Here is a 24320-nt window from a genome sequence, read left to right as displayed (position 1 = left end):
TCCGATGTAAGATTATAATCTAAAAGAAAGCCTCAAACGGTTAAAAACTGTTTGAGGCTTTCTTTTATTCATCCAAAATAGTACTTTTGCTTAAACTACTAAAGATATCAAGACTATGGCAAAATTCTATTCACTGGCATTTGTTTCTCTGCTACTGTTGGCACTCGGCAGCTGTCAGAGCCTGGAGCAGATTTCTATTGACTATATGCAGCCCGGAGATATGACTTTCCCTTCTCAACTCCGTAAAGTGGCTATCGTGAATAACACCAGCACCGAACCGGATAACAAGCTGATCACACAGACCGAAAAGCCGAAAGAAAACGTACCCGAAATAAGCCACGCCACAGCGTATGCCAATGGTAACGTTAAGATTGCGGCTGAATCGCTGGCGGAAGAAATCGCGCATCAGAACTATTTCGATGTAGTGGTGATCTGTGATTCCGCTTTACGGGCCAATGACAAGTTTCCTCGTGAAAGTACATTGAGTCAGGAGGAAGTCCAACAGCTGACATCAGACTTGGGAGTGGACTGTATCATCGCCATGGAAAACCTGCAATTCAAAGCGACCAAAACGGTTCGTTATATCCGTGATTTTAATTGTTACCTGGGGACGGTTGATGTAAAAGCCTACCCGACGGTGAAAGTATACCTGCCCTCACGCAGCAAACCGATGACTACGCTACACCCCACCGACAGTATCTTCTGGGAAGAATACGGAGGATCGGTAACAGAAACATTTGCACACATGATACCTGACGCACAGATGCTACGGGAAGCCTCTGAATTTGCCGGGACTATTCCTGTCAAACAGTTACTCCCTTTCTGGAAGACAGGCAAACGATACTTGTACACCGGTGGCTCCGTACAGATGCGTGATGCGGCAATCTTTGTCCGTGAAAATTCATGGGACAGAGCTTTCGAACTTTGGAAACAAGTGTACAACGGAACCAAGAAGGAAAAGAAAAAGATGAAAGCTGCCCTCAATATCGCTGTTTATTATGAGATGAAGGACAGCCTTGCAAAAGCAGAAGAGTGGGCAGTCAAAGCACAACAACTCGCTAAAAAAGTAGATAAGAAAAACATTTCCGAAAATGCGGCATACGCCACCATTGATGATGTACCGAATTACTATCTCACTAGCCTTTATGCAAATGAATTAAAGGAGCGTAACAGTCAATTGCCCAAGCTAAAAATGCAAATGGAGCGATTTAATGATGATTTTTAAGGAAATCATGCATTGATTATTATTTTTTTTATACCTTTGAGGTAACAAAAAGGAAGAACCTATGAAACTGAGCCAACAATCTCTGTCTACCATCGAATCGGCTATCCAAAAGGCAGCCGGCAAATATGTATGTGGCTGCGACCAAACAGCCGTAACCGATATTCATTTACAACCGGACCAAACATCGGGACAACTCACTATTTATAACGACGATGACGAGGAATTGGCTAATGTAATGATTGAAGAGTGGGCAACATACGACGGAGATGATTTCATGGAGAATATAGAGCCCGGCTTGAAAAGTATCCTTTGCAGAATGAAAGATGCAGGCGACTTCGATAAAGTAACAATATTAAAGCCTTATTCATTCGTACTGGTAGATGAAGATAAGGAAACAGTTGCAGAGCTGTTGCTGATAGACGATGATACGTTGCTCGTGGACGATGAACTGCTGAAAGGACTGGATAAAGAACTGGACGAGTTTCTGAAAAATTTGTTGGAGAAATAAATATGTTCGATTGCCCGGCGTGGCCTTGCCGAAGCAATTATCATTTATAAAAAGAATAATCGGAAGTAAAAGGTATTCCCCCGTTTACTTCCGATTATTCTTTTTTCGTTTTATATGATTCGTACAAACCCAAGTTTCCCTATCAGGAGTGACTAAAAAGTCGGTAGTGCCTTAAATGGGAATGACTAAAAGTCGGTAGTATCTAAAACTCCCCTCCTTCGGGAAGGAGGGGTGGCTGAAAGCCGGGGTGGTAGGTAAAACAAGGTTGTATCTAATTTACTATGAATGAAAGAATTGCGTATTCACCTACCACCTCCCCCTGCGGGTACTCCTCCTTCCCGAAGGAGGAGAATTAAAATACTATCGACTTTTAGTCACTCCCATTTAAGGCACTACCGACTTTTTAGTCAGCCCTCTAGCTGAAAGCCGGAGCAGTGTAGGTAGATAAATTACTTTGCTTCAATCGCTGTCCGATAAACAGATTTTGCCGTTTCAATTACATTTTGTAACTTATGATCTGATGAATCAGCTGTTTTGTTTTTCTCCGCCCATGCTTTCTCCATGCCATAGAAATTAATCGGTTCTTCCGCTGATTCACCAAGTTTGCCGTCCAACTCCCGTTGTTTCTGCTCAAAGAAAGTTTTCCAACGTTGATAATACAAGTCTTTCAAAATCCCGCTCCACTCCCGATGGGAATAATCATGCAGACCTCCCTGATTAGCAGCTATACTGTCTCCCCAAACCGTGATCAGCGCAGAAGCATTCCATTCGTAAAGTTTCTTTTCTTCTTCCGTGGTTCCCAAAGAACGTGCGGCATTCAGCCATGAAGACGCCGAGAACTCCTTTCGGGTGGACAGCAAACTGTCCTGAGCTAATATTAACTCCAGAAACTGTTGTGTCTGTTTCCCGAAGCTATCCCTATCTTTCCGATCATAACTCTGAGAAATTTCTTCAAGCAGCACATTCCCCTTATCTGCCAGGCTCTGACGCACCACGTCCACCAAATCATATTCAAAGTTATTATTTCCCTTGTACTGATCTGCAACAGAAAGTAACAAGCGGGCTGCCTTTGCCGTTGAATCAGGTGAATAGAATAACTTGGCATATCCCCATGTCGACGTTCTGTCCAGATGAAATCCCGGACGGGCACACAACAAGGATTCGACTGTCCCTTCTCCCTGATAATTCTTCGGAGCATTGTAAACTGTATGTTCCAGCGCACGCCATGCTTCCGCTACTTCCGGTGACAAATCATTTCCATACCGCGCTTTCAGATACGCTTGCAGCCATTCATCCGGTGAAAAACGTTCTTCCCGCCAAGGAAGCTCATACAGCAATTCAAACATCACCGGATTATTCTCGATTCCTTCCGGAGTAGCTCCTACCCCCCGCAAGGTTTTCCCGTTGACATGTGCACAGGCGTTATAATATCCATTCACCAACTGCTCCATCCGTCCATGCAGACCGACATTACCGCCAAAGTTAAGCAACATACAATAGAGCCAGTCATGCTTGCCGAAACCTTTCTCCCGATACCACATCGACTCCGGATCACCCCATTGCGGAAGTTTCTCACTATACAAATCCAGTACCAGCAAATCACCGGAATCGAGCGTACTGACCATCGCTTCCCGCGGATTCGCCTGCCATGCCTGCATCACCCACACAGCCTCCGGATTCGCTTTCTTCATAGCACTCATAATAGAAGTTCCCGCCTTTGCCAAGTCTACTCCTTCCGTATTTCCTCCTTCGTGAAAGGGGTCCATACTGTAATACTTTGCTTTTCCGTACAGTTTCTCCAACTCCTCATAATACATGGCAGCAAATGAATCGAAATGTTCATCTTCCGTAGAAAGAAAGGCCGGACGAGGAAAACCGCACCATTTACCGGGATCGGCAATCTGATACCCCAGTTTCTCGCCGATATTACGGGGGACCATTCCTGCATATCCGGGGAATACCGGTTCAATGCCCAGCTCCCTCATTCGGGCAATGATCTTCTTTTGCAGTGCTTCCTGTTGCCGATACCAACTGTCGGGATTCGGTCCGCCCCATCCTTCCAGATTATTCATCTGCCACCATGCCATAAAGGCAGGACCGGAAATAAACTCATTGATCTCCTCCGTCGTATATCCGATACGCTTCAGCAGATTATACCAGACAACCTCCATCCCTGTTATACTCAAAGGCATATTGATGCCGTGCATCGCCATCCAGTCTATTTCTTTCTCCCAGCGTTCCCAGTCCCAGAAAGCCATGGAGTAGGAATAGGTACAGTAATTCAGGTAATATCGATTCTTCATAGCCGTCGCCTGTCGGATTTTCTTTTGAGGCAGAGGCAGTACTTCCGGCAATTTCTGCGAGGGATTATTCCACGAAAGATGAATACCTGCCACGTATTTCAGGTACCAATTCAAGCCCGTAGCCAGTGAAAGATCGGAGTTTCCGGTTATCAGTACTTTGCCATCCTTGGAGTCTATCTCAAAGTAGTCCTTTGCCGGATCGGCTTCATCAGTAACCAACCGGAAAAGGATTTGATCTTTCGACGTATTCTCCATCACACGTGCTGCCAATGAATCGATTGGAGCAGACGTAGATTGGCAACTTGTATACATAACAACAGAACCAAATAATAAAAGTAATAGAAGACGCATGTTCATAGTCATTATTTTTTTAAGGGTCATCAAATGTGTTTGAGCGTTTGAACCCCTAAATATATTTCAAATTTCCGATTACTGAAAATAAAATGTAGTTCTTTTATACTGATACACATTAAATAACCTCCAATATATGAAAAGTCGGAAAGATATAGCATTGGCTCTAATAAAGAAAGAAGATGTGTCAAACAGTTATTTGCACATCTTCTTTCAATTTGTGTTTCAGTTAATTATTACTCCCATCCCGGATTATTGGGGGCCAGTTCTGGGTTTAATGCGATTTCATTAGTAGGCACCTGATACAGATAATACTTATCTAACCAACCTTTACCTGCTACCAAAGGATCATTATACATATAGATAAAACCTTCTTTCTTTCCTGTTGTATCAGCGTATCCTTTTTCAAGATCAACAAACTGTCCGGAATCGCCAATCTGCTCTTTAGTAGCCCATTGACCATACTGTATCTTATTGATAAACCAAGGTGCCTTTTTCCAGCGGCGCACATCGTAGAATCCAAATCCTTCACCCATCAATTCTACTATGCGCTCGCGACGAATCTCCCACAATACAGGGTCTACGGTCTGGTCGCGCTTCGGATCAAATCCGGCATTTATCTCGGCCACTTTCATATGGGCAACTCCCACCCGATCGCGTAACTTATTGATAGTAAGATCAGCAACAGTCTGATTGAAGCCCTCGGCACCTGTACCACCTTTTTCAAATTTAGCCTCAGCATAATTCAACATCACTTCATCAATCTTGAACAAAGGTACATCTGAGGTCCCTTCATTCTCTTTCGAATTGTCCCATACATTATAGTATCTGTACACATAGTTACCGCTACGGGCTACGAGGAAACCTTGTCCGCCATTGTTGGTGAAGAAGTGAGGCATTCCTTTCAATATAGCAGCAGACCAGTTCATCAATGGGAACACTTTATGTTTACCGGCTTCCCCATTTCCGCCCCCGAAACCTGTGTAACGGGTAATGCCCATGATATCCATAAACTCACGGTCCTTGGGATCAGAAGTATACTCCCAACTGGTATTATCGGCACTTGGGATCACCTTATAAGGGGGAGCTACAGTCTCCAGCAGACGAAGGTCACGATTGCGGAAAGTAGCATTCATACTATTATCCCCGTCCTGCGACCATTCATATTCCGAGCTGTTATGAATCGTTTTACCATCTTTACAAAGATACATATCAATGATGTGTTGCGGCATTTCCACATTATGGGTGGATGTCCGTTCAACATGAGTCAGTACATAATTAGTCAGTTCTTTTTCTACATATTCCTTATACAGAATGATGCCTTTCATTCCTTTCAGGTCAGATGTCAGCATCTCTCCCCAATCACTGTTCAGTTCGGGATAAGAATCCATCAGCTTCTTGGAATAAGTGATACAAGCATCAAAGTACTTATCTTCGTCCCCCAAAGCATGATATTTACGCCATGTACCTTCAAAAAGGCAGAAACGGGAAAGAAGAGCACGGACAACATGCACATTGATCGTATTTTCACCGTCACCTTCTTCTTTTATATGCTCTTCAGCGTATATCAAATCGTTCAATACATGATCGGCAACTTCTTTGCGAGGTGTACGGGGACCATATGCTATTTCCTTATCCGAATCACCCAGTACACGATCTACCCAAGGCACATCACCAAAACGAGCTATCAGTTCCGAGTAATAATAGGCACGGAAAAAATATCCCACCGAACGCCAATGTTCCTTGTCCGCATCCGTCATCCCTGAGTTATCGATATTTGCCAACATGACATTGACCCGATAGACGAAACTGAATGCCCATCCATTGCCCGATGACGAACTGGATACATTTTGAAAAGCATACGGATTACCGTCACCCTGACGACGCATCAGATAACCTGCATAAATATCGCTTGTATAGGATGTGGCACTGGCATAGGCTCCGTTTGTTCCGGGAATACGCAGGATATTAGTATTTGTAAATACTCCATATAATCCCCAGGCATAGGTCTTGAAAGTATTATAATTACTGAACACTGTCTGCTCCGTCAACGAAGTATCCGGATAGCGTTCCATAAAACTATCGTTGCATGAAGTAAACCCGATAGCTGCTGCCGCAAGCATAGTATATATTATTTTTTTCATAACCAATTCTAAATTAAAGAGTAACATTAAAACCAAAAGAAATCGTACGATAGAAAGGATATCCCCAAGACAGGCGTTCCGGGTCATAACCCTTCATCAGCTTAGTAAATGTGTGAAGGTTCTCACAACTTACGAACGCTTTCAAACTCGTTAATGTAATAGGTGCCAACCAACTCTTCGGGAAATTATAACTCAAAGTCACATTCTTGACACGCAGATAAGAGCCATTCATCAAATACTTCGTTTGCGCACGTGTATTGTAACCGGAATTGTTTCCTTGCCCGTAAATACGGAAATATTCCGCATTCGGATTGGCTGCCGTCCAGTCACCATTGGCAGAATCTACCGGTTTCCAATAATCCAGCTGGTCTTTAAAGAGTGAACCAAACTGTCCGGAATTAAACGGCCAGCGGCGTGCATCACTGATCCATACATCACGTTTACCTACTCCTTGCAGCAAAACACTCAGATCAAATCCTTTGTAATTGACTCCCAGGTTTATACCATACTGCAAACGCAAAGAGTTATTACCGATTATCTTGCGGTCTCCCGGATTGTCAAAGGTTCCGTCTCCCGTATCAATGCGATTCGTACTCGATCCATCATCACGCAAATTCTGGTACTTGATGTCACCGGGACGCGGACTTACTCCATCCACTGTCACCACTCCTTCTTTCAATTTCCAGGTATTTGTATCTTCAAAGTCATCGGCTGTATAGTAACCATCCGTTACATACCCCCAGATAGAACCGATTTCATATCCTTCATAATAATTATTCGTGCCATCACTTTTCAGGATAATCTTGGATTCATTATGGTATTTGGTAACGACTGTTTTAGAGTCATAAAGATTGAAGCCTACATTATAGCCCCATGCACCGATTCTATCTCTCCAGGTCAATGACAATTCCCAGCCTTTCGTACGCAAGTCGGCGGTATTCTGCAAAGGTGCGGAAGCACCTACCACTGACGGCAACTCAGCTCCCGGAGCAAGCATATCTTTCGTATCACGGCGATACCAGTCGAAAGTACTTTGCAGACGTCCGTTCAAGGCAGTTATATCAAAACCAAAGTCCAATGTTTCTACCGTTTCCCAAGTAAAACTATCACTGACCAGTCCCGGAGCATTCAAAGTCAGCGGCTTCGCTCCATTCACCAGCCATGCCACATCCTTCTTTTCCACTTGCGACATGGTCGGAACAAATTTATAAGGATCAATACCCTGATTACCTATTTGTCCCCAGGTTCCGCGAAGTTTCAGATCGCTTAGCCAGTCACCTGCAACCGGTTTCATAAAGTTCTCGCGGGCAATGTTCCAACCCACAGATACAGAAGGGAAGAAACCGAAACGATTTTTCTTCGGGAATTTAGACGAGCCGTCATAACGACCATTGGTCTCAAACAAATATTTGCCTTTATAATCATAATTAACACGATAGAAAGCACCACGCACGGTATACACGCGATGATCATCTGTAATAACCTTATTCTCACCTGTAGCCGTACTATGTGACGGATACTTCTCGTTAATCATATCATAAGAATAAGTATACAATTTCTTCCAGTCACTGGATTCCTGGTTGAAGCCGCCCATTAATGACAAGTTATGCGTGTCATTCCATGAATATCTATAATTAGCATACAGGTTGATGGCATTATAATCAGTACTTTGGTGAGTCGTCTCCAGAGAAGAAGTAGTGGCAGTCTGTATTTTTGCCAGCTCAACCGTTGTATAATCAATGGAAGCCTTATTCACATTCTGATTACTCCATGTCTTGTCAAATGTATATTCAAATGCCACTTCAAGCCCTTTCAATGGTTTCAATACCGTTTTTGACAGGATACGGGCATTGTCTCTGATTGTATTGTTATCCGTTGCCATTCTCAAAACGTTGGAAGGCGTATTCGTCATCAGGCTGGTGCCGTCAGGCAAAGTCAGGGAGCCTTCGGGATATACAACCGGCAAACGCATATCATACAATCCGGTCTTATCCGAAGTCACAGGCATATTCTTGTCACTCTGAGCATAGCGTATATCTACAGACTGAGTCAGCCACGAGGTGATTTCGGCAGAAATATAGGCACTACCCGACAAACGTTTGTAGCGGTCTTTATCGGTGATCAAAAGACCTTGCTCGCTATTATAACCAAGGGACAGACGATAAGCCAGCTTATCAGTACCACCACTCAATGACACATTATGTGCTTGCAGAAAACCGTAATCATCAAGCATATTGGCATACAGGTCTTTCTCATTCAGATAATAATTCAATCCTGTTTCCGGGTCTACATATACCCCGTCTCCGGTAGTCTGGAATTTACCCGGATTCTTACGATATTCGGTCAGGTAGTTCATCCATGTTTTGATATCTTGCCCGGTGTAGTATTTACCGGCATTGAACTCGCCGTCCAGGTAAGCCTGCATCCACTCCAGCCCGTCAGCCTGTTCCGGACGATTGATAGAACTCTGGAAACCAAAATTATTATTATAATTGACATGAAACCCGTCGCCTTTCTTCGCCTTCTTTGTAGTCACAAGTATTACACCGAAAGCGGCACGCGCACCATAGATAGCGGCCGAAGCAGCATCTTTCAACACAGAAACACTTTCGATATCTTCGGGATTCAACATATCGATATCCCCCGGAACATTATCTATCAACACCAACGGACCACCGCCATTGATAGAAGTCGTACCACGAATATTGAATGATTTGCTCTGTCCCGGACCGGCAGCATCATTATTAGGAGTAATCTGAAGTCCCGGCATCGCACCCTGCAAAGCACTCATGGCATTTACAACAGGACGACTCCCCAGTACATCATCCATCTTTACCTGAGATACCGCGCCGGTCAGGTTCGCTTTCTTCTGTACACCAAAACCAACTACTACCACTTCGTCCAGACTCTGTGTGTCCTCTTTCAATACTACCGACAGCGTCTTTCCCGGAGTTACTTTCAGGGACTGTCCTTGATAACCAATATAAGAGATTTCAAGAATGGCTTCTTTTGAACCGACATTCAGGATAAAATTACCGTCCATATCAGTGATCGTACCATTGGCGGAGCCTTTTTCTATCACACTGGCACCGATTACCGGTTCACCTGCCGCATCCACTACTCGTCCGCTCACTTTTACCTTTTCCTGATGCGCCTGTTCGACAGATGCCAACTCCGTAGACAGAATGATCTTCTTATCTATTACCTTATATTCTACATTCGTATTTTTAAATACTTCGTCAAGAACTTTAAAGATATCATTACGGTCAGCGGAGATTGTCACCAACCGTTTCAAATTTATATGAGCATTGTTGTAGAAGAAACTAAATTCTGTTTGCTTCTCTATCGCTCTTAATACATCCTCAACTGTCTGATTACGTACATTCATCGTAACCTTTGCAGATTGGGCATAGCTATCTGTCGCATTAGTTAATCCGACAAAGCAAAATAAGAATAAAATAACCAGTCTCATAGTACGTGGGATTTTTTTCGAGGTTAGCCAAAAAGACTTTACCACCCTTAAAACTTGGATGCTAAAATTGTTTTGCATAATTTTGTATTGATTTAAGTTGAAAATGAGTTAACTATGCTTGTCTGCCAAACAAGCATTTTCAATTGATTCATTTTAGTATGGGGAGATCTGCCAAAATCTTCCCATACTTTTTTCTAAGTGGGTTTTGCTTTCATACTACTAAATTGTTAAAGGTTAATCAATAAATCTCTATTATCTCTTTTTTTCTGTCACTTCCATCCTTGTCATCATTGATATGTTTCCAGCGTATTTTGGAGGATACTTTAAAATATTCCAGGATCTTCTCCAAACGTTGATTTGTAAAGGTTCCCGTGAATGAACTATTCTTCAGTTTTTCGTTCTTAATAACGAATTTCACGCTATATCTTTTTTCCAGCATCCATAATGCTTCTTCCAAAGGTGTATTATCAAGAACCACTTCTCCATCTTTCCAAGCCAATTCTGATTTTCCCGAAGTTTTATAAAGGTGGACTTTATCAGTCTCCGAATCATACACCAGCTTCTCTCTTGGAGATAAGAACACATGTTTCATCCCAGCATCTTTCTCGAACATAAAATCTACTTTCCCTTCAATCAAAGTTGTAATAACCTCTGTATTCTGTTCATATGCTTCCACATTGAAACATGTACCCAATACTTCTATCTGTGATTGATGTGTAGTAGAAAGGATAAATTTCTTTTTCGGATCTTTGGCTACTTCAAAGTATGCTTCACCACTTAACGTCACTTTACGGAAATCCCCATTAAAGCGAGAAGGATAAGACAAAGAAGATTCCGAATTTAAATAAACAATTGTACCATCGGGTAATGTCAACGAAGTTGTCATTCCAGGACTGGTCTTAACTTCCATCATCTCCGCTACCTCTCCGGCATCCCCTTTCCAGTTCTGCCATATTAATAAGGTAAGAAGCGGAATAAACAGAATTGCAGCAGCACGTTGTGCCCACTCCCACCACACTGTCCTTCTCACTTCACGGTCCGACATTTTTCCCTTTACTTTCAGTAAAGCTTTCTCCGTATCAACTTTCTTCATTACCTGAACCGTGTCCACAGCCAAATAAAGAGCAAAAATCTGAGTAGCAACTCGTTTATTCTCCTCCGACTCGTCCATCCACGCTTCCACTTCCAGACGTTCCGCCTCGCTCAGCCTCCCCTCACAATAACGAGGAAGCAATTCTTCTATTCTATTATTATCTAATTCTTTCATTCTTTATTCTACCTTTTATTATATGACAAGACCAAACCATGACATTCCTAAACGAAAACCTTATTTTTTTCAGAAAATCTTTATTTTATTATAAAAAAGCTATATTTGTAGCAAATTAGAATTTAATAAATGAAGGAACTACGCATAAAGAGGAATGCCCCTCAATTATCTGAAATACAGCGTGGAGGCCTAAAAGCCTTTGAAACGCTATTCAGGCAATACTATGCAGTGCTATGTGCCTATGGTCATAAATATGTTGACTTTCACGATGCAGAAGAAATTGTGCAAGACTCCCTTCTATGGATATGGGAAAACCGGGAAAACCTAATTATTGAATCATCATTAAGTTCTTATCTCTTTAAAATGGTACATCACAAGGCTTTAAATAAACTTGCCCACATTGATGCTATCAAACGTGCTGAAACGCGTTTCTATGGAGAAATGCAAGAGATGATACAGGATATGGACTTCTATCAACTTAAAGAGCTAACCAAACGTATTGAAGAGGCGGTTGCCGCATTACCGGAAAGTTACCGGCAAGCATTTGTTATGCATCGTTTCCGGGATATGAGCTACAAAGAAATTGCAGAAACATTGGGAGTGTCTCCAAAGACTGTAGATTATCGTATTCAGCAAGCACTCAAGCAATTACGCATCGATTTAAAAGATTATCTGCCATTGCTGCTTCCTTTACTGTTTCCTTAATATAAGTGACTCCTTCCAATAAATTGGATTCGCACCTATTATACCTATACCATCCTTCAACTAAATAGAGAAAAACGGTTTCTTTTTAGGTAAAGTTCTTTTTTACTCTATTAATTAAAGCTATAAAACAGAAAATAGTAAATCTGTATTTATCTATAGTACAAGTTGATACAGATCATAAATTCTCAACCATTCTCATCATGATGAGAATTTTTTCTCACCACAGTGAGAACTTTTTCTCATCGCAGTGAGAATCTTTTCTCATTGCATTGAGAATTTTTTCTCATTGCGGTAAGAATATTGTCTCATCGTAATAAGCTGACCAAAGTCTTTGAAGTCTGCAATACATAAAACTAACAATCATAAAGGATAAGAAGACAAATACGATGCTATTCCTGCTGATAGGGCAGCGTAAACCAGAAAGTAGAGCCTTTGCCTTCTTCCGATTCAACCCCAATCGTCCCTCCTAACCGGTCGATAATCATCTGACAAATGGAAAGCCCCAAACCGGTTCCCTGAACAAAAGGATTGTATTTCACAAACCTTTCGAATACATGCCTGCATTGCTCTTCCGACATGCCGCAGCCTGTATCCGAAACATAAAAGCAAATTGTACCGACATCTTTCAGACGATATCCCATTCTGATAGAACCTGTCTGAGTAAACTTGATGGCATTGATGACAAAGTTGGAAATCAGTTGTATCAAACGATTCTTATCTGTATAAAGGGTACATTCCGGCAGACGTTCGGTAAAGGTAAGAGTGACAGTTTCTTTTTTCAAGCGAAGCCTCATACTCTGTTCGATTTCTTCCATCGTCTGGTTGACATCTATCAATGACGGACAGAAGTCAAAAGTGCCGGCTTCGATTTTGGACATATCCAGAATATCATTGATCAGTTGAAGAAGCAAGTCGGTATTTGTTTCGATGATGTCCGCATATTCGCGCATCTCCTTACGATCTTCTATATCCGGCAACATATTCGAGAAGCCAACAATCGCATTCAACGGAGTACGAATTTCATGACTCATATTAGCCAGAAAGGCGGATTTCAACTGATTCGCCTGTTCCGCCTTTTCCATTGCCTCACTCAGACGAGTGTATGCCTTGCGAAGGATACGTATATAATAGGTGATCGCTGCTATCAAAATAAGAAGGAAGATGGAACAGGAAAGGATTTCAACACAGTATTGATGAAATATACTTTTAGGTTCGTTGACATAAACAGCTCGTTCGGGATAAAGGTGATAGGGAATATTGTAGGATTCCAGCACCGGATAACAGAGGTAGGCACTTGCCTTCCCTCCTATACTTTCGGGAATGTCCTCCGCCTGTTCTCCATGCAGCACACGGTCAATAATTTCAAGCAAGGAATCGCCGAATGATTCCGCAGAAACGTAATAGCCTCCTGCAAAAGTATTATTGGACAGGTCTTCGGAAGAAAGCAGGAACAAGGGAGAGGACGTAAAATTGGTGATAATCTCCTGAATATGATCAAAAAGATAATTATTATCTTCTTTATTATGCGACTCAAACCAGGAATAATAAATAATTCCGGTGTTTGCTTTATAGCTGCGCAAGGTGTCCAGAAGCATTTCTGTTGACAAGTGAGTGGTAGAAAGCAATTCTAAAGGCAGGTTTGGAAAATGCTTTTCAACAGCTTCTTTCACGTCTCCGCGGGTTTCTTCGCTGATGTAGCGATCGTCCGAGATAAATGCCAGGCGATCCATATCAGGTATCAGGCTATAGATCAGTTCAACGGTTTCCTTCACATAGTAATGCTGTTTCAGGGTAGTCAGGTTGTAGCCTTTTCTCCATTCTTGGGCGGGGACGCTGTTGGTTTCATTCAACGGGGCATGAGAGAGCAGAATCTCCAAGGTAGCAGGCAGGCGGTCACGGGAGTTCGTTATAATCACCGGAACATCTTTCCACAGGTCGTCAAATAAAGGACGACAGACAATCCAGCCCGGATCACCAATTATCACAATAGCGGCAGGAGGAAGCGGATATTTCTGACGCAGATGCTCGATGACCGCATTTACCTCCATCGTATCCTGCAAGGCCGGGACAGACAATGATTCCGCTCTGGCGGTTATTCCCTGTTCCTGAAGAACATCGTGCACATACCAATAGAAGTTTTTGGCCCAAGGAAGGTTGAAGTTGATAGAATTCAAAACCAATATTTCTTTATCTGATCTCCCATTATCTGCCAACATAGGGGAAAGGAGTCCTTCGAAAAGAAGAAAGAACGCACCTGTTAAGCATATTCGCAGTAATTGTTTCATTTTGCTGTGTGATTAAAAGTGGAAGCAAAGATAGTATTATTTTTATCTTTTAAAAAGAAAGGCATCCCAAATCTATCGGGATGCCTCTCTATTACATATTTTTATGTATCAGTTCATTATGCCTTTTTTAAAGCTGCGATGCTTTCTTTCAAAGAGCTGATGATACTTTCCGCATCGGCCTGCTTCTTACGTTCCATTTCGAGAACGGCTGCGGGGGCGTTATTGACAAATTTCTCATTGCTGAGTTTCTTCAATACGCCCTGCAGGAATCCTTCCTTATGTTTCAGTTCAGCTTCCATACGGGCGATTTCGGCTTCTACATCAATCATGTTGCCCAATGGCACAGCGTATTCGGTAGTTCCTACCATGAAGGAAGAAGCACCTTCCGCCTTGCTCTCTACCACTGTGATAGAAGAAAGGTTACACATCTTCTGGATCACTGCATTGAACTCTGCAACCGGATTTTCGCCCAGCACCTGCAAGTCAAGCGGTTCTTTCTGAGCTATGTTCTTTTGCAGACGGATGCTGCGGATATTGCTGATAACTCCCTTGACAACTTCAAACTGTGCAACGAATGCGGTGTCTACATAAGTATCCATGCTCAATGCACTTACCATCAGACTTTCTCCTTCTTCCGCATTACGTTCGTACATCTGTTGCCACAATTCTTCTGTGATGAACGGCATAAACGGATGAAGCAGATGCAACAGGTTATCGAGGAAGCAGAGAGTAGCGCTATAAGTGGTACGGTCAATTCCCTGTCCGTAAGCCGGTTTAATCATTTCCAGATACCAGGAAGAGAATTCATCCCAGAATAATTTATAAACAGCCATCAATGCTTCGCTCAGACGGTATTTGCTGAACAAGTCCGCTACTTCGGCAGCTACCTCGTTCTGCTTGGATTCAAACCAGTGGACAGCCAGTTTAGCAGCGTCCGGAGCCTGAATATTATCGTCAACCGTCCAGCCCTTGATCAGACGGAAGGCGTTCCATATCTTGCTGCAGAAGTTACGTCCCTGTTCGCAGAGTGCGTCGTCGAAAAGAATATCGTTTCCGGCGGGAGCTGCCAGCATCATTCCCATACGGACACCATCGGCACCATATTTGTCGATCAGTTCCAACGGGTCGGGTGAGTTGCCGAGTGACTTGGACATCTTACGTCCCAGTTTGTCACGAACGATCCCTGTAAAGTAAACGTTCTTGAACGGCATCTTTCCTTCATATTCGTAGCCCGCCATGATCATACGTGCCACCCAGAAGAAGATGATATCCGGTCCGGTCACCAGGTCGCTGGTCGGATAGTAATAGCTGATTTCCTCGTTACCCGGATGATTGATTCCGTCAAACAGGGAGATAGGCCACAACCAGGAAGAGAACCAAGTATCCAGACAGTCTTCGTCCTGACGAAGATCATCCATCGTCAAAGCGGCGTTTCCTGTTTTCTCTTTGGCTTTAGCCAGCGCTTCTTCGGGAGTAGTGGCTACCACATAGCCACCTTCCGGCAGGAAGTAAGCAGGAATACGATGTCCCCACCACAACTGGCGGCTGATACACCAGTCTTTGATGTTCTCCATCCAGTGGCGGTATGTATTCTTATATTTGGCAGGATAGAATTTCAACTCATCGTTCATTACCGGAGGCAATGCCATATCGGCAAAATGCTGCATTTTGAGGAACCACTGCATAGACAATTTCGGTTCGATCACTACATTGGTACGTTCCGAGTAACCTACTTTATTTGTGTAGGCTTCTGTCTTTTCGAGCAATCCGGCAGCATCGAGATCTTTCTCTATCTGCTTGCGGACGTCGAAACGGTCCATACCGATATACAATCCGGCAGCTTCGCTCAATGTTCCGTTATCGTTGAAGATGTCGATGCTGGGCAGATTATACTTTTCACCCAACATATAGTCATTTACGTCGTGGGCCGGAGTTACTTTCAGACAACCGGTACCGAACTCAATGTCCACATAATCGTCCTCGATGACAGGGATAACACGGTTTACCAACGGAACGATTACTTTCTTTCCTTTCAGCCATGCGTTCTTGGGGTCGTTGGGGTTGATACACATTGCCGTATCGCCCATGATTGTTTCGGGACGGGTCGTTGCTACTACTGCATAGCGGCCTTCCGGATCACCTTCCACCTTATAGCGGAGATAGAACAGTTTTCCGTGCTCTTCCTTGTAGATCACTTCTTCGTCAGAAAGGGCAGTCAACGCTTTCGGGTCCCAGTTTACCATACGGACACCACGGTAAATCAATCCTTTGTTGTACAAGTCTACAAATACTTTCAATACGCTTTTGCTGCGTTCCTCATCCATAGTAAAGGCGGTGCGGTCCCAGTCACAGGATGCACCCAGTTTGCGGAGCTGCTTCAGGATAATGCCTCCGTGCTCTTCTGTCCAGTCCCAGGCATGTTTCAGGAACTCATCACGGGTCAGGTCTGTCTTCTTGATGCCCTGGGCAGCGAGTTTGTTTACAACTTTTGCTTCGGTAGCGATGGAAGCGTGGTCAGTTCCCGGCACCCAACAGGCATTCTTGCCTTCCATACGGGCACGACGAACCAAAATATCCTGAATGGTATTATTAAGCATGTGTCCCATGTGCAACACACCGGTGACGTTCGGGGGCGGAATGACGATGGTGTAAGGTTCACGACCATCGGGTTTCGAACTGAATAAACGGTGTTCCAGCCAATACTGGTACCACTTTCCCTCCACGTCAGCGGGATTGTACTTACTTGCTAATTCCATGTTTCTTTATGTATATGATAATGTATATTCAAAAAATAACGGCTGCAAAATTAATAATTTTAATTCAAATCTTACCACCCACAGGATGTTTCTGTGCCCGGAAAGATAATTTATATCCCTCATAAACAGCAATTCCATAAAATAAGGCGGACATCGACACCACATTCTTCACCATGACAGAAAAGATTTCGCCATAATCGACTCCCGTCAGCACTTCGAAAAACGTCATATCATAATCCTTGGCAGCAAAGCCGATGATGGATAAGAAATCACCCAACACACAACTGATCAATGCCAGTACCGCTCCCAAAATACCGAAGACGGGACGTATCCCCTTCCCCTGCCGCATGGCGAAACCGACCAGGAATCCGACTCCGATAGCCATATATCCCATCTGAAGACCTGTAGAAACGGAGATAAGACTCCATGCCACCGCCCCCAAGATACACGCGACGGATGCATACAGCACTCCTTTGGGAAGATTTTCTTCGGCGAGAAGTTCTTCTTCCGTCATTGACACCGGAAAGTCGTCGGGCTTGGGAGGAGCCATCTTCAACAGTTCTTCATCCTTCTCGAAGTTTTCGCATTCTTCGTCAAAGTCAGGAAGCTCTCTGGTACGTTTGCAAACAAGCCCTTTCCCATTCACGAAATCACGTGACACGCAATTCCGGCAATACTTTTCAATTTCTTCTACGGTAGCCATCTTTCGTTTAACAGTTTTTTTGCAAATATAGAGGTATTTTTTCGCGTGACGTTTATTTAATGCATATTTTTGTTGACTAAAATCTGAACGGATGATGAAACGGAAACTGATAATTAGATATATACTCCTGGGAGTACTGCTGCTTCTGGTATGGATGACACAGTCGATTCCCGCGTTGGGAAACCTGTATTCACAAACCGTTTATCCTGTCATCTCCCGCGTTTTGTCATTCTTCTCCAACTTATTTCCTTTTGCCATAGGGGATCTATTTATTTTCGGGAGTATCACGGGAGTCATCGTTTATCCTTTTTATGCCCGTATCCGCAAGAAACTGCCGTGGAAGAAGATTCTGCTGCGTGACGGAGAATATCTGTTATGGGTTTACGTATGGTTCTACCTCGCCTGGGGATTAAACTATTCGCAACCAAACTTTTACCAGCGTACGCATATTCCTTATACAGCTTACACACCGGAGATTTTTCAAGAGTTTGTGGATGACTATATCGACTCACTGAACAGTTCGTTTGTTCCCGTAAAAGGAATCCATGAGGAACAGGTACGTGACGAAGCTGTCAAACTTTACAATCAATTAAGCGACAGCCTGGGAGTGCACCGCCCGCCATTTCCCAATCCACGGGTAAAGACGATGGTTTTCACCCCATTCATATCAATGGTCGGAGTAACGGGAAGCATGGGGCCTTTCTTCTGCGAGTTCACCTTAAACGGAGACTTGCTCCCCATCAACTATCCGGCAACGTACACTCACGAACTGGCTCATCTGCTGGGAATTTCGAGCGAGGCAGAGGCCAATTTCTATGCCTATCAGGTTTGTACCCGTTCACAAATAAAGGGAATCCGTTTCAGCGGCTACTTCTCGATTCTGAATCATGTACTGGGGAATGCCCGACGACTGTTGAGTGAAAAAGAATACGCCGATATAATCAACCGTATCCGACCGGAGATTATAGAACTGGCGAAAAAGAATCAGGAATACTGGATGGCTAAATACAGTCCGTTGATCGGTGATATTCAAAACTGGATATACGACCTCTACCTGAAAGGAAACAAAATAGAAAGCGGAAGAAAAAACTATTCGGAAGTGATCGGGCTGTTGATTTCGTATCAAGTATGGAAAGCGAAAACCGCATCAGACCAATAAAAAGACTTTTATTAGCGCCCTTGCTTCTGTTTTCGTACCGATTAAGGCTATAAAAGACAAGGAAGCATTATCTTTGCAACATTATTTATAAAAAAATCAAAGGAATGATACATACAAGAGAAGAACAGATGGAAGCCTTCGGCCGCTTTCTGGACATCCTCGACGAGCTTCGGGTCAAATGTCCATGGGACCGCAAGCAGACGAATGAAAGTCTGCGCCCCAACACTATAGAAGAGACTTACGAGCTTTGTGATGCCTTGATGAGGGATGACAAAAAAGATATTTGCAAGGAGTTGGGAGATGTGTTGCTGCACGTAGCGTTCTATGCAAAGATCGGTTCGGAGACAGGAGACTTCGACATCAAAGATGTCTGTGACAAGTTGTGCGACAAACTGATTTTCCGCCATCCTCACGTTTTCGGAGAAGTAAAGGCTGAGACTGCCGGACAGGTATCCGAAAACTGGGAACAGCTGAAACTGAAAGAAAAAGACGGAAACAAAAGTGTATTAAGCGGTGTTCCCGCTGCACTCCCTTCACTCATCAAGGCTTACCGCATTCAGGACAAAGCCCGCAATGTAGGCTTCGACTGGGAAGAACGGGAACAGGTATGGGATAAGGTAAAAGAAGAAATCGGAGAATTCCAAGCAGAGGTAGCCAACATGGACAAAGAGAAAGCAGAAGCCGAATTCGGTGACGTCATGTTCAGCCTCATCAATGCGGCACGCCTCTACAAAATCAATCCGGACAATGCTTTGGAACTAACCAATCAAAAGTTCATCCGCCGTTTCAACTACCTGGAGGAACATACGATTAAAGAAGGGAAAAACCTCAAAGATATGTCTCTTGAGGAGATGGACGCTATTTGGAACGAAGCTAAGAGAAAAGGACTGTAACACCATCCTCCTTCCTTATGGAATGGATATAATACCTGTCCAAACTCTGTTATTCCCACTTCCAATGGTCTACTCTTTTAGTAAAGCAACAAAGATACATCCGGAAACAAAAATCAGAGGCTCTATCCTATGCGGATAGAGCCTCTGATTTACTCTGACAGAACGTCCGTTTCATCCAAACAGAGCCTCCGTTTTATTTCTTCCTTTTCGGATCATTTCCTCCGTCCTTGCGGTTCATGCCTTTCAGCATTTCCCGATGGAAACGCATCTCCGCACGTTGAACAAGGAATATCTTCTTATTGGAAAGTATCTTTTTAAATCGGTCCAGATAAGACTTATCAAGACGGTCGGCAGCGATACGGTTGTCACATACCTTTGCTACAATTTCTTCGTACTGGGCTTCTGTTGTTTTGTCGTCTTTACCTTGACGCATTAAACTCCACGATTCATCGTTCAGTTTCTTCTTCTTCTCCTGCAGTTCAAAATAAACCGGGAAGAATTTGGCAGCCTCTTCTTTGGTCAATCCGGCCTGCTCAATAATAAACGCTTTCTGTTTATTCCGGAATTCCTCACGGGACAAATGCTGGTCACATCCATCGGCAGCCCAAAGAACAGGCATAAAGCCACATAACAAAACGACTAAAGCGATTAGTTTCTTCATTTTCTTATTCAATCTGTTTTAATAAATCATTCTACACTCGCGTCACTCAGATAGACGTATAACGAATAATCATCCAACATCGCACGGTCTAACGCAACATCAATCATCTCATCGGATACCTGTTCCGTATCCGCTTCCATAGCCGTTACTGTCACCGCTATATCATCTGCCACCGGTTTATGGTCTGATGACGCTACCCGGATAATCAGGGCAGCTCCTACAAACATAGCCGCCATATAGAATAATGGTTTCAATCTCGTCCATGTCGAAACATGCTCTTCCTTGAAAGCAACTTTCTCTTTTTCAGGAAGTTTGTTCATCACCTCTGAAGTCAGATTTTCAAAGTAACCGTCGGGCACTTTGAAGGAATGCTCCTTTCCGATTTTCTTCAATAGGGTATCTTCTTCTTTCATACGTTTTTCTCCTCTCTTTTGATTAGACGATGTCTGCTTTAAAAGGTTTAATCTACTTCTTCCAAAAACTTCTCTATTTTCTTTACCGCATGGTGATAGGAGGCTTTCAGCGCTCCGACTGAAGTTCCAAAGATTTCTGACATCTCTTCGTACTTCATTTCCTGATAATACTTCAGATTGAACACCATTCGTTGTTTTTCGGGCAAGGTGAGCAATGCTTTTTGCAATAACATCTGCACCTGATCGCCCGAATAGTAGGGATCACTCTCCAGCTTCTGCACAATCGCCGCTTCGGGATCGTCGATAGCCACCGTCGTTGTAGCACGCTGCCTGTTCAGAAAAGTAAGACATTCATTCAGCGCAATACGGTAGAGCCACGTAGACAGCTTCGCCTCGGCACGGAAATAGTCAATATTTGTCCATGCCTTGATGAAGGTGTTTTGCAGAAGGTCGTTCGCATCTTCATGCGACAGTACCATCCGGCGGATCTGCCAGTATAACTGCTCGCTGTATTGCGCCACAATCAACTCAAATCCTTTCCGCTGTGTACTCTCCTCCTGAAGGAGTTTCAGAACCTCACGTTCGTTATAAGGGATCATAGTCTCTCGTATCTGTATAGTTATTTATGGTTATGCACATATTCTCTCTTGCCAAAACCGTTTGGGGGAAGATAGCCGCTGCTTCATTCAACAATACAGACTCGTCCTCATAGCGGGCGGAGAAATGTCCGATGACTAATTGTTTCACTTCAGCATTCAAAGCAATCTGTGCGGCCTGTGCAGCAGTTGTATGATGAGTTTCCTTTGCCCGCACCTGTTCGGTCTGAGCAAAGGTGGCTTCGTGGAATAGAAGGTCTACCCCCTTTATCTGCTCCACAATCTCAGGTCGGTAGATCGTGTCGGAGCAATAAGCATATTTTCGTGCAGGGGCAGAAGGACGGGTCAGCCGATGATTCGGAATGACTTCTCCTTCGGGAGTTACAAAATCCGCTCCGTTCTTGATCCGGTTCAGTTCGTAGACGGGCACTTTATAGAAGTCCACCATATCTCTGATGATATGATTGGGACGCTGCTTTTCTTCAAAAAGAAAACCACAGCAAGGAATACGGTGTCTCAGAGGAATGGTGGTCACAGCCACCGAGCGGTCGTCATAGATCAGCGTCGGCTCCTTCGTCTCAAATTCATGGAAAAAGACTTTATAGGCCAGCGTTTTGCAAAAGAAAGAAAGTAAGGGAGCAAACAGTTCTTCCAGTCCTTTGGGTGAATGGATATGCAAATCTGCCGTTCGTCCCAACAGACCGAAGGTAGAAATCAGTCCTAACAGTCCAAAGCAATGATCGCCATGAAGATGGGAAATAAAGATATGATTCAAGCGGGAAAACTTCAAGCGGGAACGACGCAACTGCATCTGCGCTCCTTCCCCACAGTCAATCATAAAAAGCTTTTCACGCAAGTTCACAACCTGCGATGTCGCAAAATGGCGAGTGGTGGGCAAAGCAGAACCGCATCCAAGTATATGTAGTTCGAATTTCTCCATAGCGGCACAAATGTACACAAGTTTTTTGGTATTTGCGCTATCATGGCAAAACAAAAAAAGCGCCCCGATAATCGGAGCGCTTTTCCATTATATAGAAATAACGATTATTTCTTTCCTTCCAACTGTTCTTTCAAAGCAGCCAAAGCGTCGATGTCGCCCAGCGTAGTTGAAGCAGCCTGGTTCTGGATCATCGGAGCATCTTCTCTCTTGTTGTTAGAAGACTTCTTAGCACCGGAAGCAGCTTTCTTTTCTGCTCTTTCTTCAGCCTTAGCTACATCTTCGAAGATACGGCTGTGAGACAGGATGATTCTCTTAGCGTCCTTGTTGAACTCGATCACTTTGAATTCAAGTTTCTCATCCAACTGAGCTTGTGAACCGTCTTCTTTTACAAGGTGTTTCGGAGTTGCGAAACCTTCTACACCGTAAGGAAGAGCTACAACAGCACCCTTATCCAACATTTCGATGATAGTACCTTCGTGTACAGAACCTACAGTGAATACTGTTTCGAATACATCCCAAGGATTTTCTTCGAGTTGCTTGTGACCAAGGCTCAAACGACGGTTTTCTTTGTCGATTTCCAATACCTGAACTTCGATGTCAGCACCAATCTGAGTAAATTCTGACGGGTGTTTTACTTTCTTAGTCCAAGAAAGGTCAGAGATGTGGATCAAGCCGTCAACACCTTCTTCGATTTCTACGAATACACCGAAGTTAGTGAAGTTACGTACTTTTGCAGTATGCTTGGAACCTACAGGATACTTTTCTTCGATAGTTTCCCATGGATCTTGTTTCAGTTGTTTGATACCCAAAGACATCTTACGTTCTTCGCGGTCCAAAGTCAGAACTACAGCTTCTACTTCGTCGCCCACCTTCATGAAGTCCTGAGCAGAACGCAGGTGCTGGCTCCAAGACATTTCTGATACGTGGATCAGACCTTCTACACCTGTAGCGATTTCGATGAATGCACCGTAGTCAGCCATAACGACAACTTTACCTTTCACTTTGTCACCTACCTTCAAGTCAGTGTCAAGAGCATCCCATGGGTGCGGAGTCAGTTGCTTCAAGCCAAGAGCGATACGTTTCTTTTCGTCATCGAAGTCAAGGATAACAACGTTGAGCTTCTGATCCAGTTCAACCACTTCTTTCGGATCGCTAACGCGGCCCCAAGAAAGGTCTGTGATGTGGATCAAACCGTCTACGCCACCCAAGTCGATGAACACACCGTAAGAGGTGATATTCTTAACAGTTCCTTCAAGAACCTGTCCTTTTTCGAGCTTGCCGATAATTTCTTTCTTCTGTTGTTCCAGTTCAGCTTCGATAAGAGCCTTGTGAGATACAACAACGTTTTTGAATTCCTGGTTGATCTTAACCACTTTGAATTCCATTGTTTTGCCAACGAATACATCATAGTCACGGATCGGTTTAACGTCGATCTGAGAACCCGGCAAGAATGCTTCGATTCCGAATACGTCTACGATCATACCACCCTTTGTGCGGCACTTGATGAATCCCTTGATAATTTCTTCATTTTCCAGAGCAGCGTTAACGCGATCCCAAGAACGAGTAGCGCGGGCTTTTCTGTGTGACAGAACGAGTTGTCCTTTTTTGTCTTCCTGGTTTTCGATGTATACTTCTACAGTATCACCTACCTTCAGGTCCGGATTGTAACGGAACTCATTCAAAGGAATGATACCGTCTGATTTGTAACCGATGTTCACAACTACTTCACGCTTGTTCATTGCGATTACGGTTCCGTCAACAACCTCACGGTCGTTCACTTTGTTAAGCGTACCGTCGTAAGCTTTTTCTAGTTCTTCGTGGCTTGCGCTTGTTACAGCTTCGCCGTTTTCATAAGCATCCCAGTTGAAGTCCTCAATAGGAGCTACGTTCTTTAAGTTTTCCATTAATAAATAAATTGTTTAATACTTTAATTGAATAA

At 43.6% G+C, this 24320-nt stretch carries 17 protein-coding genes; 5 read left to right on the top strand and 12 right to left on the bottom strand.

Translation table 11 applies throughout. The features are described 5' to 3' along the window. Positions 1-115 precede the first annotated feature (115 nt). A complete protein-coding gene (locus NBH01_RS07225; RefSeq protein WP_195440127.1) occupies positions 116-1225 on the top strand; it encodes a DUF6340 family protein in 1110 nt (369 codons plus the stop codon). Between the two features lie 61 nt (positions 1226-1286). Further along, the gene (locus NBH01_RS07220; RefSeq protein ID WP_117977668.1) at positions 1287-1733 is read left to right on the top strand and encodes a hypothetical protein; all 447 of its coding nucleotides are present in this window, start codon (positions 1287-1289) and stop codon (positions 1731-1733) included. Positions 1734-2182: 449 nt separating this feature from the next. Here the strand turns inward: NBH01_RS07220 and NBH01_RS07215 are convergent, their stop codons facing one another. The 4 genes from NBH01_RS07215 to NBH01_RS07200 all read right to left on the bottom strand — a co-directional run bounded on the left by NBH01_RS07215 (position 2183) and on the right by NBH01_RS07200 (position 11270). Then, positions 2183-4393: an alpha-N-acetylglucosaminidase gene (locus NBH01_RS07215; RefSeq protein ID WP_225693595.1), complete on the bottom strand. Its 2211-nt coding sequence runs from the start codon at positions 4391-4393 to the stop codon at positions 2183-2185. A gap of 230 nt (positions 4394-4623) precedes the next feature. Next, positions 4624-6531, bottom strand: coding sequence for a RagB/SusD family nutrient uptake outer membrane protein (locus NBH01_RS07210; protein ID WP_055270181.1), 1908 nt, complete (start codon positions 6529-6531; stop codon positions 4624-4626). A 13-nt stretch (positions 6532-6544) separates the two neighbouring features. Continuing rightward, positions 6545-10003 carry a TonB-dependent receptor gene (locus NBH01_RS07205; protein ID WP_225679866.1) on the bottom strand — a complete coding sequence of 1153 codons (3459 nt, stop codon included), beginning with the start codon at positions 10001-10003 and terminating at the stop codon, positions 6545-6547. A 238-nt stretch (positions 10004-10241) separates the two neighbouring features. Then, positions 10242-11270 carry a FecR family protein gene (locus NBH01_RS07200; protein ID WP_225679868.1) on the bottom strand — a complete coding sequence of 343 codons (1029 nt, stop codon included), beginning with the start codon at positions 11268-11270 and terminating at the stop codon, positions 10242-10244. Positions 11271-11399: 129 nt separating this feature from the next. Between NBH01_RS07200 and NBH01_RS07195 the strand changes: the two genes are divergently transcribed. Beyond that, the gene (locus NBH01_RS07195; RefSeq protein WP_225679870.1) at positions 11400-11975 is read left to right on the top strand and encodes an RNA polymerase sigma-70 factor; all 576 of its coding nucleotides are present in this window, start codon (positions 11400-11402) and stop codon (positions 11973-11975) included. A gap of 389 nt (positions 11976-12364) precedes the next feature. Here NBH01_RS07195 and NBH01_RS07190 read toward each other — a convergent pair whose 3' ends face one another. The 3 genes from NBH01_RS07190 to NBH01_RS07180 all read right to left on the bottom strand — a co-directional run bounded on the left by NBH01_RS07190 (position 12365) and on the right by NBH01_RS07180 (position 17719). Continuing rightward, the gene (locus NBH01_RS07190) at positions 12365-14260 is read right to left on the bottom strand and encodes a sensor histidine kinase (protein ID WP_225679872.1); all 1896 of its coding nucleotides are present in this window, start codon (positions 14258-14260) and stop codon (positions 12365-12367) included. A 116-nt stretch (positions 14261-14376) separates the two neighbouring features. Next, complete coding sequence (locus NBH01_RS07185) at positions 14377-17016, bottom strand: valine--tRNA ligase (RefSeq protein ID WP_070750173.1); 2640 nt, start codon at positions 17014-17016, stop codon at positions 14377-14379. Between the two features lie 64 nt (positions 17017-17080). Next, a complete protein-coding gene (locus tag NBH01_RS07180) occupies positions 17081-17719 on the bottom strand; it encodes a hypothetical protein (RefSeq protein WP_016268346.1) in 639 nt (212 codons plus the stop codon). A gap of 91 nt (positions 17720-17810) precedes the next feature. Here NBH01_RS07180 and NBH01_RS07175 point away from each other — a divergent pair, with 91 nt between their 5' ends. Together NBH01_RS07175 and mazG are read left to right on the top strand one after the other, a co-directional pair. Continuing rightward, positions 17811-18878: a DUF3810 domain-containing protein gene (locus tag NBH01_RS07175; protein ID WP_070750174.1), complete on the top strand. Its 1068-nt coding sequence runs from the start codon at positions 17811-17813 to the stop codon at positions 18876-18878. A gap of 104 nt (positions 18879-18982) precedes the next feature. Next, positions 18983-19771: a nucleoside triphosphate pyrophosphohydrolase gene (gene mazG / locus NBH01_RS07170; RefSeq protein WP_008760022.1), complete on the top strand. Its 789-nt coding sequence runs from the start codon at positions 18983-18985 to the stop codon at positions 19769-19771. A 193-nt stretch (positions 19772-19964) separates the two neighbouring features. Here mazG and NBH01_RS07165 read toward each other — a convergent pair whose 3' ends face one another. The 5 genes from NBH01_RS07165 to rpsA all read right to left on the bottom strand — a co-directional run bounded on the left by NBH01_RS07165 (position 19965) and on the right by rpsA (position 24285). Further along, complete coding sequence (locus tag NBH01_RS07165; RefSeq protein ID WP_008760021.1) at positions 19965-20432, bottom strand: hypothetical protein; 468 nt, start codon at positions 20430-20432, stop codon at positions 19965-19967. A 26-nt stretch (positions 20433-20458) separates the two neighbouring features. Further along, complete coding sequence (locus tag NBH01_RS07160; protein ID WP_008764514.1) at positions 20459-20845, bottom strand: hypothetical protein; 387 nt, start codon at positions 20843-20845, stop codon at positions 20459-20461. A gap of 47 nt (positions 20846-20892) precedes the next feature. After that, the gene (locus tag NBH01_RS07155; protein ID WP_070750175.1) at positions 20893-21444 is read right to left on the bottom strand and encodes an RNA polymerase sigma factor; all 552 of its coding nucleotides are present in this window, start codon (positions 21442-21444) and stop codon (positions 20893-20895) included. Then, on the bottom strand, positions 21431-22381 hold the full coding sequence (locus tag NBH01_RS07150; protein WP_070750176.1) for a ribonuclease Z: 951 nt from the start codon (positions 22379-22381) through the stop codon (positions 21431-21433). Before NBH01_RS07150 ends, NBH01_RS07155 begins: the two co-directional genes overlap by 14 nt. Before the next feature lie 104 nt (positions 22382-22485). Continuing rightward, on the bottom strand, positions 22486-24285 hold the full coding sequence (gene rpsA / locus NBH01_RS07145) for a 30S ribosomal protein S1 (RefSeq protein WP_008764512.1): 1800 nt from the start codon (positions 24283-24285) through the stop codon (positions 22486-22488). Positions 24286-24320 lie beyond the last annotated feature (35 nt).

This window comes from Bacteroides sp. B1-V-101 (assembly GCF_023656585.1).
GTDB classification, from domain to species: Bacteria; Bacteroidota; Bacteroidia; order Bacteroidales; family Bacteroidaceae; genus Bacteroides; species Bacteroides thetaiotaomicron.
This window is presented reverse-complemented; position numbering and strand designations above follow the sequence as displayed.